Source organism: Sulfitobacter sp. GN1-4 (genome assembly GCF_055693825.1).
This window is the reverse complement of the sequence record NZ_JBVFUQ010000003.1, coordinates 3,048,769-3,062,573: the sequence shown is the minus strand read 5'-3', so window position 1 is coordinate 3,062,573 and position 13,805 is coordinate 3,048,769. Positions and strand designations below refer to the sequence as shown.

Sequence of the window (13,805 nt, the reverse complement as noted above, 5' to 3'; positions counted from 1 at the left end):
CGAAAGAATTACTGCTTGGAGATCCGATAATGACGCAAGGCTACACAAAGATTGGCGATATCGAAGTTGCTACGCAGTTTCAGCGGTTCATCGAAGAATATGTACTGCCGAATACCACCATTTCGGCTGACACTTTCTGGCAATGCTTGGACCAAATGGCTAATGAATTTGGTCCCCGCAATCGCGCGATGCTCGAACGACGTGCAGAACTCCAGGCCCAACTTAATGTCTGGCACCGGGCACATAAGGGCGTCCCTCACAATCCCAAGGCATACAAAGCGTACCTTGAAGAGATCGGGTATCTCTTGCCAGAGGGTGAAGACTTTGCCGTCGAAACAGCGAATGTAGACCCTGAGATTGCAACGATTGCGGGTGCGCAGCTTGTCGTGCCAGTAACAAATGCACGGTTCGTTTTGAACGCGGCAAATGCGCGTTGGGGAAGCCTTTATGATGGCCTTTACGGCACCGATGCCATGGGAACCGCCCCTGATGCGGGTGGGTACGATGAAGGTCGCGGCGCGAGAGTGGTATCGCGCGCTGCTGTGTTCCTTGACGAAGCGTTTGCTGTTTCCGGCACAAGTCATGGGAAGGCTATTGAATATAAGGTCGTCGATGGCGCGCTGCTGGTTGACGGTGGCCCGCTTGCTGATCCGGCGAAATTCGTGGGCTACGAGGGTTCACCCGATAACCCATCAGCCGTGATACTAAAAAACCACGGGCTGCACGTGATCTTGACCTTTGATCGCACGCATCCGATTGGCAAATCCTCACCATCTGGATTGGCAGACGTGACTATGGAGTCAGCCGTCTCAGCCATCATTGATTGCGAGGACTCAGTTGCGTGTGTCGATGCCGAAGACAAGGTGTTGGCCTACAGTAACTGGTTGGGCCTGATGAAAGGGGATCTTTCCGAGACTTTCGACAAGGGCGGGCAATCGGTCACGCGTAGCTTGCATCCGGACCGCGTTTTCATCCAGCCGGATGGGTCGGAAAGATCAATCAAGGGGCGCGCATTGCTGCTCGTACGCAACGTGGGTCACCTGATGACCAACCCGACCGTGTTGGACAAAAACGGCAATGAGATGTTCGAGGGGCTGATGGATGCATTGGTCACTACATTGATTGCAATGCATGACCTGCAAAAGACCGATGGGTTGCGCAACTCAACAAGCGGGTCTGTCTACGTCGTGAAGCCCAAGATGCATGGGCCGGAGGAAGTGGCCTTCGCCGATGAGGTTTTCACGCACGTGGAGCGCGCACTTGGATTGCCGCAATACACAGTGAAGCTGGGTACCATGGACGAAGAACGCCGGACATCGGTCAACTTGAAAGAGTGCATCCGTGCCGCAAAACACCGTGTGTGCTTCATCAACACAGGCTTCCTCGACCGTACCGGCGATGAAATCCACACCTCTATGGAAGCAGGGCCGTTCAGCCGCAAAGACTTCATCAAACGCAAGGGTTGGATCACGGCCTACGAAAACCAGAATGTTGATATCGGTCTGGAATGCGGGCTGTCTGGCAAAGCGCAGATTGGCAAAGGGATGTGGGCTGTCCCCGACAACATGGCCGCGATGCTGGAAACCAAGATCGAGCATCCGAAGTCAGGCGCAAACTGTGCGTGGGTCCCAAGCCCAACGGCAGCAACGCTCCACGCACTTCACTATCATCGGATTGATGTGTTCGCAGTGCAGGCCGCGCTCGCCAAAGGCGGTCGTCGCGCCTATGTCGATGCGCTTCTGGATATTCCAACAGCGTCCTATCAGAAGTGGTCTAAGGATCAGATTACACGAGAGGTTGAGAACAACGCGCAAGGCATCTTGGGCTATGTCGTGCGATGGATCGATCAAGGGGTCGGTTGTTCGAAAGTGCCGGATGTCAACGACGTAGGCTTGATGGAAGACCGCGCCACGTGCCGCATTTCGGCACAGCACATTGCCAACTGGCTGCATCATGAGGTCGTGTCCAAGGACGAAGTGATGGATATCTTCAAGCAAATGGCCCGTGTTGTTGACCGTCAAAACAAAGGGGATCCGCTTTATCAACCTATGGCCCCAGGCTTTGACGGTCTTGCCTTCAAAGCAGCGTGTGACCTCGTGTTTGAAGGCACACAACAGCCATCCGGCTATACAGAGCCTGTTCTTCACGCACGGCGACTTGAATTGAAAGCAAAGTAAGCATCGCCAAGGGTAGTCCTACGCGACGTTAGACTATCAAACAATTCAGAACAGTCCCGTTTGGCTTTCGTCCGTAGTGCGAAGGATCGTCTTTTGTCATTCTGAGTGCCACACATTTCGAACTTGGAGTTACAATGCCCCCCAAATACTACGCCCCAACCGGGGGGCACCCGTCCCAAGAACAGCTTTTGACAGACCGCGCGATCTTCACAGATGCATACGCTGTGATCCCAAGGGGAACGATGCGAGATATCGTGACAAGCTTTCTGCCTTTCTGGGACAAAACACGCCTATGGGTGATTTCCCGCCCGCTTAGTGGATTTGCAGAGACCTTCTCACAATACATCATGGAAGTATCGCCCGGGGGCGGCTCAAATCAGCCAGAGACTGATGCTGAAGCGCAAGGCGTGCTGTTTGTCGTCGAAGGCACGGCTTCGTTGACCATAGATGGAGACGAACATCAGTTAGACCCTGGCGGGTATGCCTATATCCCGCCAGGGTCTAACTGGACGCTGCACAACAAGACCGAAGACATGCTGCGCTTCCATTGGATCAGGAAAGCCTACGATGCGGTGCCGGGCCTTGATCAGCCCGATGTCATTATTGCCAATGAAAAGGATATCGCGCCCACTGTGATGCCGGATACGGATGGGAAATGGGCGACCACCCGCTTTGTTGACCCCAGCGACCTGCGCCACGACATGCATGTGACAATTGTGACCTTTGAACCCGGTGCGGTCATTCCCTTCCTCGAAACACATGTCATGGAACACGGTCTCTACGTTCTGGAGGGTAAGGCGGCCTACCGGTTAAACAACGACTGGGTGGAAGTCGAAGCCGGGGACTACATGTGGCTTCGCGCGTTCTGCCCACAAGCATGTTATGCTGGTGGGCCGGGTCAATTCAGATACCTGCTCTACAAGGATGTGAACCGTCATATGAACCTGCGTCTTGGCTCACCTGTCCGACGGTGACGGGCGTATTTGACTGAATAAGGAGTGGACTGATGATCCGTTCACTGATCTGCCTGAGCGCCTTGTCCTTTGCAGCAAATGGTTTGAGTGCTCAGACCGCGCCATCTGCTTCTGACATCGCGTCTTATACCGGATTGCACATCGCAGCGCATGAAGGGGACGTAGCACAGATAGTTCGACTACTGGCCGAAGGGGCCGATCCCAATGCCCGAGACCTGGCGGAGCGAACGCCCGCGCATGTGGCAGCATTTGCATCTCATGATCAAGTGATTGAGGCTTTAGCCAAAGGCGGCGCGGACATGAACGCTTTGGAGAACAGAGTTTATGACGTACTGACGATAGCTGCCGTTGCCGATGATCCAGAACTCGTTTCACTGGCAGTGGAAATGGGAAACAGCCCACAGCTAATCACCAGTGTTTACTACGGCACCGCTTTGATCGCGGCGGCACATCTGGGTCATCATGAGGTTGCTGGACGGCTCGTCGCTGGGGGTGCTCCGCTTGATCACGTCAACAACCTTGGCTGGACAGCCCTTATGGAGGCGGTCGTTCTGGGCGATGGTGGGGCTGATCATGTGCGCACCGTCGAAGTGCTTGTCGCCGCCGGAGCCGACAAATCCATCGCGGACCGCGACGGGGTAACTCCGCTCCGACACGCCATGGCACGGGGGTATGATGAGATGGTCGCGCTGTTGGAGTGATACCAAATCTGAAAGTGCAAAAGAAAAGGCCCGGTCACGCAGACCGGGCCTTTCATGTTCATGGGTTTTCTTTGATTAGCCATTCAGCGACCCTTCACCCTTACCAGACATCCCGCCGGAGACCTCTTCAGTGGCCTCGTCGGATAGTTCTTCAGGCAAGATCAGGTTCAGAACAATAGAGATCAACGCCGCTGGCAAAAGTCCTGAGGTCATCAGAATGCGCAGCGTGTCAGGCAGGTATTGCACTGCTTTAGGGTCGAGTTGCAGGCCCAGACCAACCGACAGGGCAATCGCAAAGATCACCATGTTACGGCGGTTCCATTTCACGTCAGACAGCATGGAGACACCGGCTGCCACGACCATGCCAAACATAACGATGACACCGCCGCCTAGAACCTCGATTGGGATGGTACGGATCAATGCCCCGACCTTTGGCACCAAGCCGCAAATGATCAGGAAGATCGCGCCGATGGTCACCACGTGGCGGCTCATAACGCCGGTCATCGCGATCAGACCCACATTCTGGCTGAAGGATGTGTTTGGCAGTCCACCGAAGATACCAGAGATCGCAGTGCCAACACCGTCGGCATAGGTTGCGCCCTTGATTTCTTCTTCCGTTGCTTCGCGACCTGCACCACCTTTGGTGATTCCGGACACGTCACCCACGGTCTCAACAGCTGACACAAACGACATCAAGCAGAAGCCGATGATGGCAGCCAGGCTGAACTCAAAGCCATAAGCAAATGGGGACGGCACTTGGAATGCAGCCGCACGGCTCATGCTGGTCGAGATGCCCTCGAAGGTCACCATGTCCGTGAAGAATAGTGCCACCAGATAGCCCGCGATGATACCGATGAAGACGGCAGACACGGACAGCATGCCTTTGGCAAAGAACTTCAGCCCCAACGTGACGATGATCACGACCAGAGCAACCGACCAGTTCAGCAACGACCCATATTCAGGGCTGTTGATCGCAGGAACGCCACCCGCTGCATATTGGATGCCTACCTTGACCAAGGCCAAACCGATCATCGTGACAACAAGCCCTGTGACAAGAGGCGGCAAAGCGAAGCGGATCTTGCCAATCACTGTACCAAGCAAGGCGTGGAACAGACCCCCAATCAGGACCCCACCAAACAGGACTGGCAGCGCATCGACGCCTTTGCCTGCAACAAGCGGGATCATGATTGGGATAAAGGCAAAGCTTGTGCCTTGCACAATGGGCAAACGCGCGCCGACAGGCCCCATCCCGATAGTTTGGAACAGTGTCGCGATACCCGCAAACAGCATCGACATCTGGATCATGTAGGTCATGTCAGGGAAACCTTGCGCCCCTGCATCCGATCCAAATCCGAAGCCTGCCGCACCGGCGATAATGATCGCCGGGGTCACGTTTGATACGAACATCGCCAGCACGTGCTGGATGCCCAGTGGAACAGCGCGATGAAGCGCCGGAGTGTAATTGGGGTCGCGGAGTTGTTCCGGCGTCCCGATAGAAGTATCGGCCATGGTTGAGTGTCCCTCCCTAAGATGCCTGCGCCAGCCCCGGACCAGCTTCGTTATGTTCCAGTTCAACAAGGTACGGGGTGTCGAACCAGTGTTCTTCTAGGTTTGCGCCAGTCCCGATGCGATCAACAACCGAAAAGAGACCGGGTTCGTTCAATGGGGTCAGCACGCCGTGCCATGTCCCACGGTGAAAATTGATGGCCTGACCTGCTTTCGTTAGAAATGCTTGTGGCTGAACGGGTGTCCCATCCTCATCGCGGGCGACGATAACTAAGAACCCGTGTTCGGACATTGGAATGAAAAGCTGCGATCCTTCAGGGTGACGCTCGACCATTTGTAAGGCAAGCGGCAATTCTCGTGGTTCGGCCTTGAAAAGGCTGACACCAGCACGACCCGTCGTAAAATCCAGTTTGGCCCTGTCGTGAAACCGACCACATAGACCTTGATTGATGATCTTGTCGGGCGCGCCGGATGTATCGATCACCTCACCGAACGGTGCAAACGCTGCGGGGGTGATATCTGCAATGCGTATGCTATTGGTCATGCCGCCAACTTCTCCTGCAAGCGTAACTCCGCAATGCGTTCCACCTGACGACACGCCTCGGAAAACTCAGTGTCACGATCATTGCTGATGCGGCGTTCGAAGGCCGCCATAATCGATGGCTTAGTGTGATCCCGCACTGCGATGATGAAGGGGAAGCCATGCCGATCGACATATTGCGCATTGAGGGATTGGAACGTTGCACGTTCTTCATCGGTCAGCATATCCAACCCAGCACCTGCTTGCTCAGATGTGCTTTCAGCAGTGAGCTTCCCTGCCGCTGCCAATTTCCCGGCCAGATCCGGGTGCGCATTCAGCACACCAAGGCGCTGCTCTTCGGAGGCTGCCCGAAAGACACGGGCGAGGCACTGATGTACGCCTTCGGCCGTATCATGGGTCGGGCCAAGCTCACCCGCATAGGCCTGCTCTGCAATCCATGGGCTATGCTCAAAAATACTGCCAAAAGCCTCTACAAAGTCGGCTTGTGACATGTTTGAAGGTGCCGTCTTGCGCACGGGTGGATGCGCCCTTGCCCAGTGTTCCGCGATCTGTAGTCGGGTTGCGAACCACACCCCGTCATGCGCCTGCATATGCGCCATCACACGTCGCAGAGCGGCCATCCGACCCGGACGCCCTATCAATCGGCAGTGCAGACCGATTGACATCATCTTGGGCGAACCAGCGACACCTTCGGCATAAAGTTCATCAAAGCTGTCTTTCAGATAGCTTTCGAACTGATCCCCATTGGTGAACCCCGCCTGAATGGCGAACCGCATGTCATTGCAGTCCATCGTGTAGGGGACGATCAACTGGTCTTGGCGACCAACGCATTCCCAATACGGCAGGTCATCGGCATAGCTGTCTGCAACATAAGTGAATTGTCCTGTCTCGGCTGCAAGCCTCACCGTGTTGTTTGAACACCGCCCGGTGTACCACCCCTTGGGTTCCTCCCCGGTCGCTTCAACGTGCAGCTTGATTGCCTGCGCAATTTGCGCACGCTCTTCAACCTCTGGCATGTCCTTGTGCTCGACCCATTTCAGGCCGTGGCTGGCAATCTCCCAGCCAGCAGCCTTCATGGCAGCCACTTGCTCGGGCGCGCGGGCGAGAGCCGTTGCAACACCATAGACGGTGATCGGGGTATCCCGCAGCAGCCTGTGAACACGCCAGAACCCGGCACGTGCCCCGTACTCGTAAAGTGACTCCATATTCCAGTGGCGTTGATCAGGCCACGGCTGCGCGCCTGTGATTTCTGACAAGAACGCCTCGGATGCTGGATCACCGTGGAGAATGTTGTTCTCACCGCCTTCTTCGTAATTCAGGACAATTTGAACAGCGATTTTTGCACCACCCGGCCACTGCGCGGCAGGTGGTGTTGCGCCGTACCCGGTCATATTGCGCGGATAACGATTCACACCTTACTCCCCATCTTTGGCATGTTGATACTGCCAAACAATCACGCTCTTTTTCAAAAAATACACGAAAGACTATCAAGTCTAGCTGCCCTGAAGCTCGTTCAAGCTTCGGTCTATACACTCCAAACCAACAGTGGAGGCAAAGATGGCAAGATATTTGACGACCCATGTTCTCGATACGGCGCGTGGCTGTCCGGCCAACGACCTAAAGATCGAACTCTACCGGATTGATGAGGGTCACCGGCGGCACCTCAAGACGCTCACAACAAACAGCGATGGGCGGACCGACGAACAGATTTTACCAGCAGCAGAGTTCGCGCTTGGGACCTATGAACTGGTTTTTCACTCAGGTGACTACTTTGATGCATGTGGCGTGGAACCTGAGGAACCACGCTTCCTGGATGTTGTCCCTATCCGCTTTGGCATGTCGGAACAGGCGCACTATCACGTGCCACTTCTGCTATCCCCATTTGGATATTCCACCTATCGCGGAAGCTGAGCTTGTATCGAACTGTTACGAACTGCCTTGGCGATCCGTTCGATCATAAACTCCATGAATAGACGGGTCTTCGGATCTTGCCGTCTGCGGTGTGTGAACAGACAAGCCATCTGAATATCTTCTGGTGGCGTCTGGACAGCAACCGGAACAAGTTGACCGCTGCTTATGTAACTGCCGACCTCAAAGACCGGCTTCATGGCGATGCCATGTCCGGAAAGCGCCCAATCCGTCAGGACATCTCCATCGTCGGATTCATACCGACCCGATACCCGAAACTTCTTGGTGCCCTCTGCTGTCACCAGCCGCCACTGAAACTCTCTTGCCCCTGGAAACCGAAGGTTGAGGCATTCATGCCTGTTCGAGATCAAGTCATCGCCTGAAGCCGGGTTTCCGCGCGCCTCAACGTATTCGGGTGACGCGCACAGCACACGTTTCACATCTGCAATCTTCCTGATCCGCAGATTACTGTCTTCCGGTTGGCCCAGAAAAAACGCAAGGTCGAGACCTTCGGTTGTCAGGTCGATCTTGCGATCCGTCAGGCGCAAGCGCACGGCTACCTCAGGGTACTGTTCAAGAAACTCAGGCACTTGCGGCGCAATCAATCTGCGTCCGACACCTAGTGGTGCTGCCACAAACAAAGACCCTTTCGGGTTTTCAGTGATGTTGACGACATTCGCCTCAGCCGCCTCAACCGACTCCAGTACCTCACACGCACCGCCGTAGAATGCTTTGCCTTGCTCGGTTGGAGTAAGACTGCGCGTTGTACGTTGGAACAAACGCACACTAAGGTGTTCTTCAAGTTGTGAGATACGTGATGATGTCACTGCCGGTGAGATGCGCAGGTCCCGTCCGGCTGCAGACATGCTGCCCAGTTCGTAGACGCGGACAAAGGTGCGGATGTTCTCAAGATATGACATTGTTCTGTTATTTTTGATGCTGTTTGGTTTTTTCCGCAATACCGAAAAAATAACCTCTGGAATAGGGTGTCCGCAAACAAGTTGGCGGGGACACCGAGATGTATGATTTGGCTGTTATATGGGACTGGGTGGCGTTCTCGGTGCGTTGGTTGCATGTTATTACAGCGATGGCGTGGATCGGGGCATCTTTTTACTTCATAGCTTTGGATTTGATGCTGAAGCCTGCCGATGACATGCCAGAAGGCGCATCAGGCGAAGAATGGGAAGTCCATGGCGGAGGATTTTACCATACAACAAAGTATCTCGTCGCACCTGCGCGCCTGCCCGAACACCTGACTTGGCACAAATGGCAAAGCTACACGACATGGCTTTCTGGGGCGGCCCTGTTGATGATCGTCTATTGGGTCGGTGGCGAACTGTATTTGCTTGATCCCACAAAGGCTGATCTTACGCTGTGGCAGGGCATCGTGATTTCTGGCGCATCCTTGACCGTCGGCTGGCTCATCTATGATCAGCTTTGCAAACGGGGCCTGAAAGAACATCCGACCCTGTTGATGCTTTTGCTCTTTGCTCTGCTGGTGGCCATGTCATGGGGGTACCACCAGATCTTCACGGGGCGGGCTGCACTTCTGCACCTCGGCGCGTTCACGGCGACGATTATGACGGCCAACGTGTTCTTCATCATTATGCCGAACCAACGAATCGTCGTTGCAGACCTGAAGGCCGGGCGTACGCCGGATGCGAAGTATGGCAAGATCGCTAAGCTGCGGTCGACTCATAACAACTACCTGACGTTGCCGGTCGTCTTCCTAATGTTGTCGAACCACTACCCGCTGGCCTTTGGCACGCCCTATGCATGGATCATAGCCAGCCTGATCTTCCTGACAGGTGTGACGATCCGACATTACTTCAACACGATGCATCGCACCGGTAGCGGGCCGCATTGGACATGGGGTGTGACGGTGCTGCTGATGATCCTCATTGCGTGGCTGTCGTCAGTTCGCCCAACGGAAACATGGGAAGACGCCGAAGCACGCGAACTCACACCATATGAACAACGGTTTGCATCTGCCGACGGATTTGAGGCCGCCTATGACACCGTGATCGGACATTGTTCAATGTGCCATGCCCGAGAGCCTGTGTGGGGTAACATGCAATGGGCCCCCAAAGGCGTACACCTCGAAACCCCTGGGGACGTGGCTCAACATGCAAGTGAAATCTACCTCCAAGCAGGCATCAGCCATGCCATGCCACCACCAAATGCGCTACAAATGGATCAAGATGCACGCGATACCATTATCGCATGGGTACGTGAGGTGCGAGAAAGCGATTAAGGCAAAACTCACAAAGCATGATTTCAAACCCGAGGGCAGGATACCCGAGCAAAGAACAAGTTTTAGGTTGCTTTGACGCGCCTGAATGACCGGATCGACGAAATTCTGCCGCGCCGCGACACAAAGAGTGCCGCACATGCGAAGAAATACTGCGTTAGCAAGGTGCCAAAATCGGATGACGGTTTTGTCTGCATGTTTCTTGTTAGCGAGCCATGCAGCGAAAGTCCGAAGCACCGCAAAGCAGCTTATTCGCTAGCATTGGAGAACTGTTTGCCATGAAGAACCCGCAGAAACTTTCGTCACGAAAGTTCTTCTGAAAGCTTGGGCCTGCGAAGGCACGTCAATCCGGTGATATTTGGTCAAATTTTGCAGTCCGCGTGTTCATGCCCAACTTAGCACATCGCTAGCACAATTCAGTTTCGACCCAACAATATCAATGGCTTAACCCGCCATGACGCGCTTTGAAAATCCTCGTGTCGGTGGTTCGATTCCGCCCCCGGGCACCATTTAAATCAAGCCAAATGACGTGTTTATCGGGCCAAAGGTGACATAGTTGCACAAAGTGGCGAGCTGAGCCCTGAGCCCTAAGGCTCACATTCATGGTGATCGCAGCGAATGGCTGCTTCGAGCCCATACCTCCGGAATGCCGCGGCGTGTTCTAATGTCGGCTTTCGTCGTGTCTTAGTCCGCAGGAATTAGAAGACAGAAAGAGCAATGGACACTGATTGCTTGACTTGAGAGGGGTCTTCGCCCGCCGCTCGCTGGGTAAAAGCAAGGCCAATTTGTTCGACTAAGTATCGTGCCATCGATGCAGAGGGCTGTTCGCTTTCCCAGTCCCCAGATCTGCGACGTTGTTCGAGATACGCTGCAAAAGTCTCAACTGTGAGCGTATCAATCTCATTGATGCGCTGTAGCGTTTGCGGGCCAAGGCGATGTTTGCCTGCCCGCATTTTGTAGAAGAGGCACCCGGTTTCCATCTTCGGGTCCTGACTGGTAAACTGGATCAAAGCGTTCAGGGTATCCTTCAATGGCGTCTCTGGCTTGAGAACTTGAAAGATGTCGAACAAAACCTCATCCGCGTACTGGTTCAACGCAGCAAGCATGAGGCCATCTTCGCTGCCAAACGCGCGGTAAATTGCGGGTTTGGATGCACCAGCCATCCCGCAAATCGCATTAACCGAGACATCTGCCGGATCGCCCTTCCAATAGGCGTCCATAGCGACATTCAGCAAGTTTTCCGTATCCAGTGTTTGCGGACGACCGCGCTTTGGTTTTGGTGTTTCATTCATATTTCGTACCTAATGGTACTTTATGATTGACGCAATGGAATTTAATATCGTACCACATGGTTCGTTAATAGCCGCACAGACCGTCGTTGTCTGTGCACCCATTCATCGAGCTAGGAGAGATCTCGTGAGAAAGACACTAATGTCAGCAGCAGTTGCCACGACCGCCACGCTTACAGCCCAAGCTGGATTTGCCGAAGAAGCTGGACACAAAAACACCGTTCGCACGCTGCTTGACGCTGTGAACGCTTATGATGCCGACGCTGCCAGCGCGGTTTTGCGGTCCGAATATCGTCAGCACAATCCCTTCATTCCCGACAGGGCAGACGGCCTACTGTCCCTGTTTCCCGCCCTGAAAGAGGCAGGCGTCACCGTCGAAACGGTGTTGACACTGGAAGATGGGGACAACGCTGTTGCCTTCAATCGGTGGAGCAACGCCGAGATGTTCGGGCAAGGGTGCAACGAGATGGTGGCCTTCGATTTCTACGACTTCCATGAAGACGGCAGAATGGCCGCCCACTGGGATGCGATGATGTGCGACACAGCGCCCAATGCCTCCGGTCATGGTCTTACAGACAACATCTCACCGATCACCGATCTGGAACTGACCGAGGGAAACAAAGCAAAACTGGCGGCTGCGTTTGATGTCTTTATCAACGGAACACCGGAAGACGCCTTTGCAACGCTGCAATCAACGTTCCATGCCGATTACATCCAGCACAATCCCGATGGGTCCGACGGGATCGAAGGGTTCCTAGCGGCTCAGATGAGTTCCGAAGTCACGCCACGCTGGCAGTTTACCAAGCAGCACAAGATGATCGGCGAAGGCAACTACGTGCTTGCGATTTCCGAAGGCAACCACGTCGGCGTCCATTCTGTCTTTTATGACCTTGTACGCTTTGAAGACGGCAAGGTCGCTGAACATTGGGATGTGATCCAACCCGTGCCGACCGAAGGTCTGGCAAACGACAACACTATGTTCAACTTTGACTAAAGTATTTGTCGGTGAAGCGGCCTACGAGTATTTGGCTCTTAACAAGCTTTGGTCGCTCCGCTATCCTCTCTCAAGGATTCAAGAAACGGCGCATTTATCTGTTTCAATGCCGACATTGCAATACGTGCAGACAAAGTCCGCTCCGTCCGCTTATCAGATGTTTGGACAGTCCGCAGCGAATGGCTGCTTGGAGCCCATACCTGCCATGGCGCTGCGTCGCGACGAATGTCCGGTTTTGGATCAAGCTCAGCTCGGATTGTTCCTTCGACGCTTCGCAAGCTCACGATAGAGTGCGGGTGGGCTCACGCCGATCCAATCAGCGACGCGCACCCACTCACCTTCTTTCGGGCTGCCAAACAGTTCGAGATAGGCATCTAAACGATCTACCACTCTTCGCCTGCGCATAATCTCAATTCGGGTCCGCAAGCTCTGTACCTCTGTCGCAGTGCGCTCGAACGCCTTGATTGAAAGACGGTTTGACGAAGCGACATTCTCCAAATGCGCGACCAACTTGGCTTTGGGGATCACAGAAACTGTTGTCGCGATATCCGTAACAGCATCGCAGTGATATCGATCTGAAAAAGGGACGCTTCTGCCACCAGTTCACCTGAAACTGCTTTATGCAGTGTCAAAAGTCCCCCATCTTGCAGTGCCCGCTGTAAGAAGAGTCGCCCATCACTTACCAGAAACGCCCATCCAACTTCGTCGCCTCGCCGAAACAGCGTTTCGCCCGCGTCCAATGTTCGTTTGGGTGCGCCATCAAAATAATGTAACCAATGATCTGGCATGATTTCTATCATGTTCAGTTTCGCCCGCGTCATGCAATGCCTTGGTGCAAAAGCAGGATCGATCAAGGACTTCAATTATGGGTATCAAACACTTTGCACTTCTTCTGATAGCTGTCCCAAACATCGCGTTGTCTCAAACCCACGATGAAAGTCATGGTTCGACGCCTTCGGTTTACGCAGGCGAGGAAACGCGCTTAATCAAGTCTCTTTCGAAACAAGACCTAGAAGAAATCGCGCGTGGCGGCGGGTGGGGACTAGCAAGGGCTGCCGAACTCAACGGTGTTCCAGGGCCAACTCACCTTCTTGAGCTTGCCGTTGAAATCGGTCTGACCGAACAGCAGCGCAGCGACATCGAAGCGATCCGGGCGGAGATGCAAGCAGACGCCATAACTGCCGGGGAGCGGTCCGTCGCGGCAGAACAAGCGTTGGACGCAGCCTTTCAACAAGGTGCGCCGGATGCTGAGGCGCTTGAACGGCTAGTGGCGGAAGCGGGCCAAACGCGGGCGGCTCTTCGCCTCGTCCATCTAAATGCCCATGTGTTGACCTTGCCATTGCTGACTGATGCCCAAGTCAGCCAGTATTCGGTCCTGCGCGGTTATTCAGATGATCCCTGCGCCTCTGTTCCTGACGGGCATGATCCGGAAATGTGGCGAAGCCATAACGGATGCAACTAGGC

Annotated in this window: 13 protein-coding genes; 7 read left to right on the top strand and 6 right to left on the bottom strand. The window is 54.4% G+C overall.

Annotated elements, in window-relative coordinates:
* Positions 1 to 29: 29 nt before the first annotated feature.
* The 3 genes from ACZ1HM_RS15640 to ACZ1HM_RS15630 all read left to right on the top strand — a co-directional run bounded on the left by ACZ1HM_RS15640 (position 30) and on the right by ACZ1HM_RS15630 (position 3,852).
* On the top strand, positions 30 to 2,177 hold the full coding sequence (locus tag ACZ1HM_RS15640; RefSeq protein ID WP_472744639.1) for a malate synthase G: 2,148 nt from the start codon (positions 30 to 32) through the stop codon (positions 2,175 to 2,177).
* Positions 2,178 to 2,311: 134 nt separating this feature from the next.
* Positions 2,312 to 3,151, top strand: coding sequence for a bifunctional allantoicase/(S)-ureidoglycine aminohydrolase (locus ACZ1HM_RS15635; protein WP_472743595.1), 840 nt, complete (start codon positions 2,312 to 2,314; stop codon positions 3,149 to 3,151).
* Between the two features lie 32 nt (positions 3,152 to 3,183).
* Positions 3,184 to 3,852 carry an ankyrin repeat domain-containing protein gene (locus ACZ1HM_RS15630; RefSeq protein WP_472743594.1) on the top strand — a complete coding sequence of 223 codons (669 nt, stop codon included), beginning with the start codon at positions 3,184 to 3,186 and terminating at the stop codon, positions 3,850 to 3,852.
* A 75-nt stretch (positions 3,853 to 3,927) separates the two neighbouring features.
* Here the strand turns inward: ACZ1HM_RS15630 and ACZ1HM_RS15625 are convergent, their stop codons facing one another.
* From ACZ1HM_RS15625 to puuE, 3 genes are read right to left on the bottom strand one after another with little or no spacing between them, the layout of a single operon-like run.
* On the bottom strand, positions 3,928 to 5,361 hold the full coding sequence (locus ACZ1HM_RS15625; protein WP_472743593.1) for a uracil-xanthine permease family protein: 1,434 nt from the start codon (positions 5,359 to 5,361) through the stop codon (positions 3,928 to 3,930).
* 16 nt (positions 5,362 to 5,377) lie between these two features.
* Entirely contained in the window at positions 5,378 to 5,902 is a 525-nt protein-coding gene (locus ACZ1HM_RS15620; protein WP_472743592.1) for an ureidoglycolate lyase, read from the bottom strand.
* Positions 5,899 to 7,311, bottom strand: coding sequence for an allantoinase PuuE (puuE, locus tag ACZ1HM_RS15615; protein WP_472743591.1), 1,413 nt, complete (start codon positions 7,309 to 7,311; stop codon positions 5,899 to 5,901). Before puuE ends, ACZ1HM_RS15620 begins: the two co-directional genes overlap by 4 nt.
* A gap of 145 nt (positions 7,312 to 7,456) precedes the next feature.
* Here puuE and uraH point away from each other — a divergent pair, with 145 nt between their 5' ends.
* Positions 7,457 to 7,810 (top strand): hydroxyisourate hydrolase, encoded by a 354-nt coding sequence (gene uraH / locus ACZ1HM_RS15610; protein ID WP_472743590.1) that lies wholly within the window; start codon positions 7,457 to 7,459, stop codon positions 7,808 to 7,810.
* Here uraH and ACZ1HM_RS15605 read toward each other — a convergent pair.
* Entirely contained in the window at positions 7,795 to 8,727 is a 933-nt protein-coding gene (locus ACZ1HM_RS15605; protein ID WP_472743589.1) for a LysR family transcriptional regulator, read from the bottom strand. The two genes, uraH and ACZ1HM_RS15605, sit on opposite strands and share 16 nt — an antisense overlap.
* 98 nt (positions 8,728 to 8,825) lie before the next feature.
* Between ACZ1HM_RS15605 and ACZ1HM_RS15600 the strand changes: the two genes are divergently transcribed.
* Positions 8,826 to 10,061: a urate hydroxylase PuuD gene (locus tag ACZ1HM_RS15600; RefSeq protein WP_472743588.1), complete on the top strand. Its 1,236-nt coding sequence runs from the start codon at positions 8,826 to 8,828 to the stop codon at positions 10,059 to 10,061.
* 695 nt (positions 10,062 to 10,756) lie between these two features.
* Here ACZ1HM_RS15600 and ACZ1HM_RS15595 read toward each other — a convergent pair.
* Positions 10,757 to 11,350, bottom strand: coding sequence for a TetR/AcrR family transcriptional regulator (locus ACZ1HM_RS15595; RefSeq protein WP_472743587.1), 594 nt, complete (start codon positions 11,348 to 11,350; stop codon positions 10,757 to 10,759).
* Between the two features lie 124 nt (positions 11,351 to 11,474).
* On the opposite strand from ACZ1HM_RS15595, the gene ACZ1HM_RS15590 reads away from it, so the two are divergent.
* Positions 11,475 to 12,341 (top strand): nuclear transport factor 2 family protein, encoded by an 867-nt coding sequence (locus tag ACZ1HM_RS15590; RefSeq protein ID WP_472743586.1) that lies wholly within the window; start codon positions 11,475 to 11,477, stop codon positions 12,339 to 12,341.
* Positions 12,342 to 12,865: 524 nt separating this feature from the next.
* Here the strand turns inward: ACZ1HM_RS15590 and ACZ1HM_RS15585 are convergent.
* Positions 12,866 to 13,162: a cyclic nucleotide-binding domain-containing protein gene (locus ACZ1HM_RS15585; RefSeq protein ID WP_472743585.1), complete on the bottom strand. Its 297-nt coding sequence runs from the start codon at positions 13,160 to 13,162 to the stop codon at positions 12,866 to 12,868.
* Positions 13,163 to 13,206: 44 nt separating this feature from the next.
* Here ACZ1HM_RS15585 and ACZ1HM_RS15580 point away from each other — a divergent pair, with 44 nt between their 5' ends.
* Positions 13,207 to 13,803, top strand: coding sequence for a Spy/CpxP family protein refolding chaperone (locus ACZ1HM_RS15580; protein WP_472743584.1), 597 nt, complete (start codon positions 13,207 to 13,209; stop codon positions 13,801 to 13,803).
* Positions 13,804 to 13,805 lie beyond the last annotated feature (2 nt).

What these genes read in the sequence shown, in the direction of transcription:
- ACZ1HM_RS15640 (WP_472744639.1), top strand. Translation starts at nt 30, where the DNA reads ATGACGCAAGGCTACACAAAGATTGGCGATATCGAAGTTGCTACGCAG.
- ACZ1HM_RS15635 (WP_472743595.1), top strand. Translation starts at nt 2,312, where the DNA reads ATGCCCCCCAAATACTACGCCCCAACCGGGGGGCACCCGTCCCAAGAA.
- ACZ1HM_RS15630 (WP_472743594.1), top strand. Translation starts at nt 3,184, where the DNA reads ATGATCCGTTCACTGATCTGCCTGAGCGCCTTGTCCTTTGCAGCAAAT.
- ACZ1HM_RS15625 (WP_472743593.1), bottom strand. Translation starts at nt 5,361, where the DNA reads ATGGCCGATACTTCTATCGGGACGCCGGAACAACTCCGCGACCCCAAT.
- ACZ1HM_RS15620 (WP_472743592.1), bottom strand. Translation starts at nt 5,902, where the DNA reads ATGACCAATAGCATACGCATTGCAGATATCACCCCCGCAGCGTTTGCA.
- uraH (WP_472743590.1), top strand. Translation starts at nt 7,457, where the DNA reads ATGGCAAGATATTTGACGACCCATGTTCTCGATACGGCGCGTGGCTGT.
- ACZ1HM_RS15605 (WP_472743589.1), bottom strand. Translation starts at nt 8,727, where the DNA reads ATGTCATATCTTGAGAACATCCGCACCTTTGTCCGCGTCTACGAACTG.
- ACZ1HM_RS15600 (WP_472743588.1), top strand. Translation starts at nt 8,826, where the DNA reads ATGTATGATTTGGCTGTTATATGGGACTGGGTGGCGTTCTCGGTGCGT.
- ACZ1HM_RS15595 (WP_472743587.1), bottom strand. Translation starts at nt 11,350, where the DNA reads ATGAATGAAACACCAAAACCAAAGCGCGGTCGTCCGCAAACACTGGAT.
- ACZ1HM_RS15585 (WP_472743585.1), bottom strand. Translation starts at nt 13,162, where the DNA reads ATGACGCGGGCGAAACTGAACATGATAGAAATCATGCCAGATCATTGG.
- ACZ1HM_RS15580 (WP_472743584.1), top strand. Translation starts at nt 13,207, where the DNA reads ATGGGTATCAAACACTTTGCACTTCTTCTGATAGCTGTCCCAAACATC.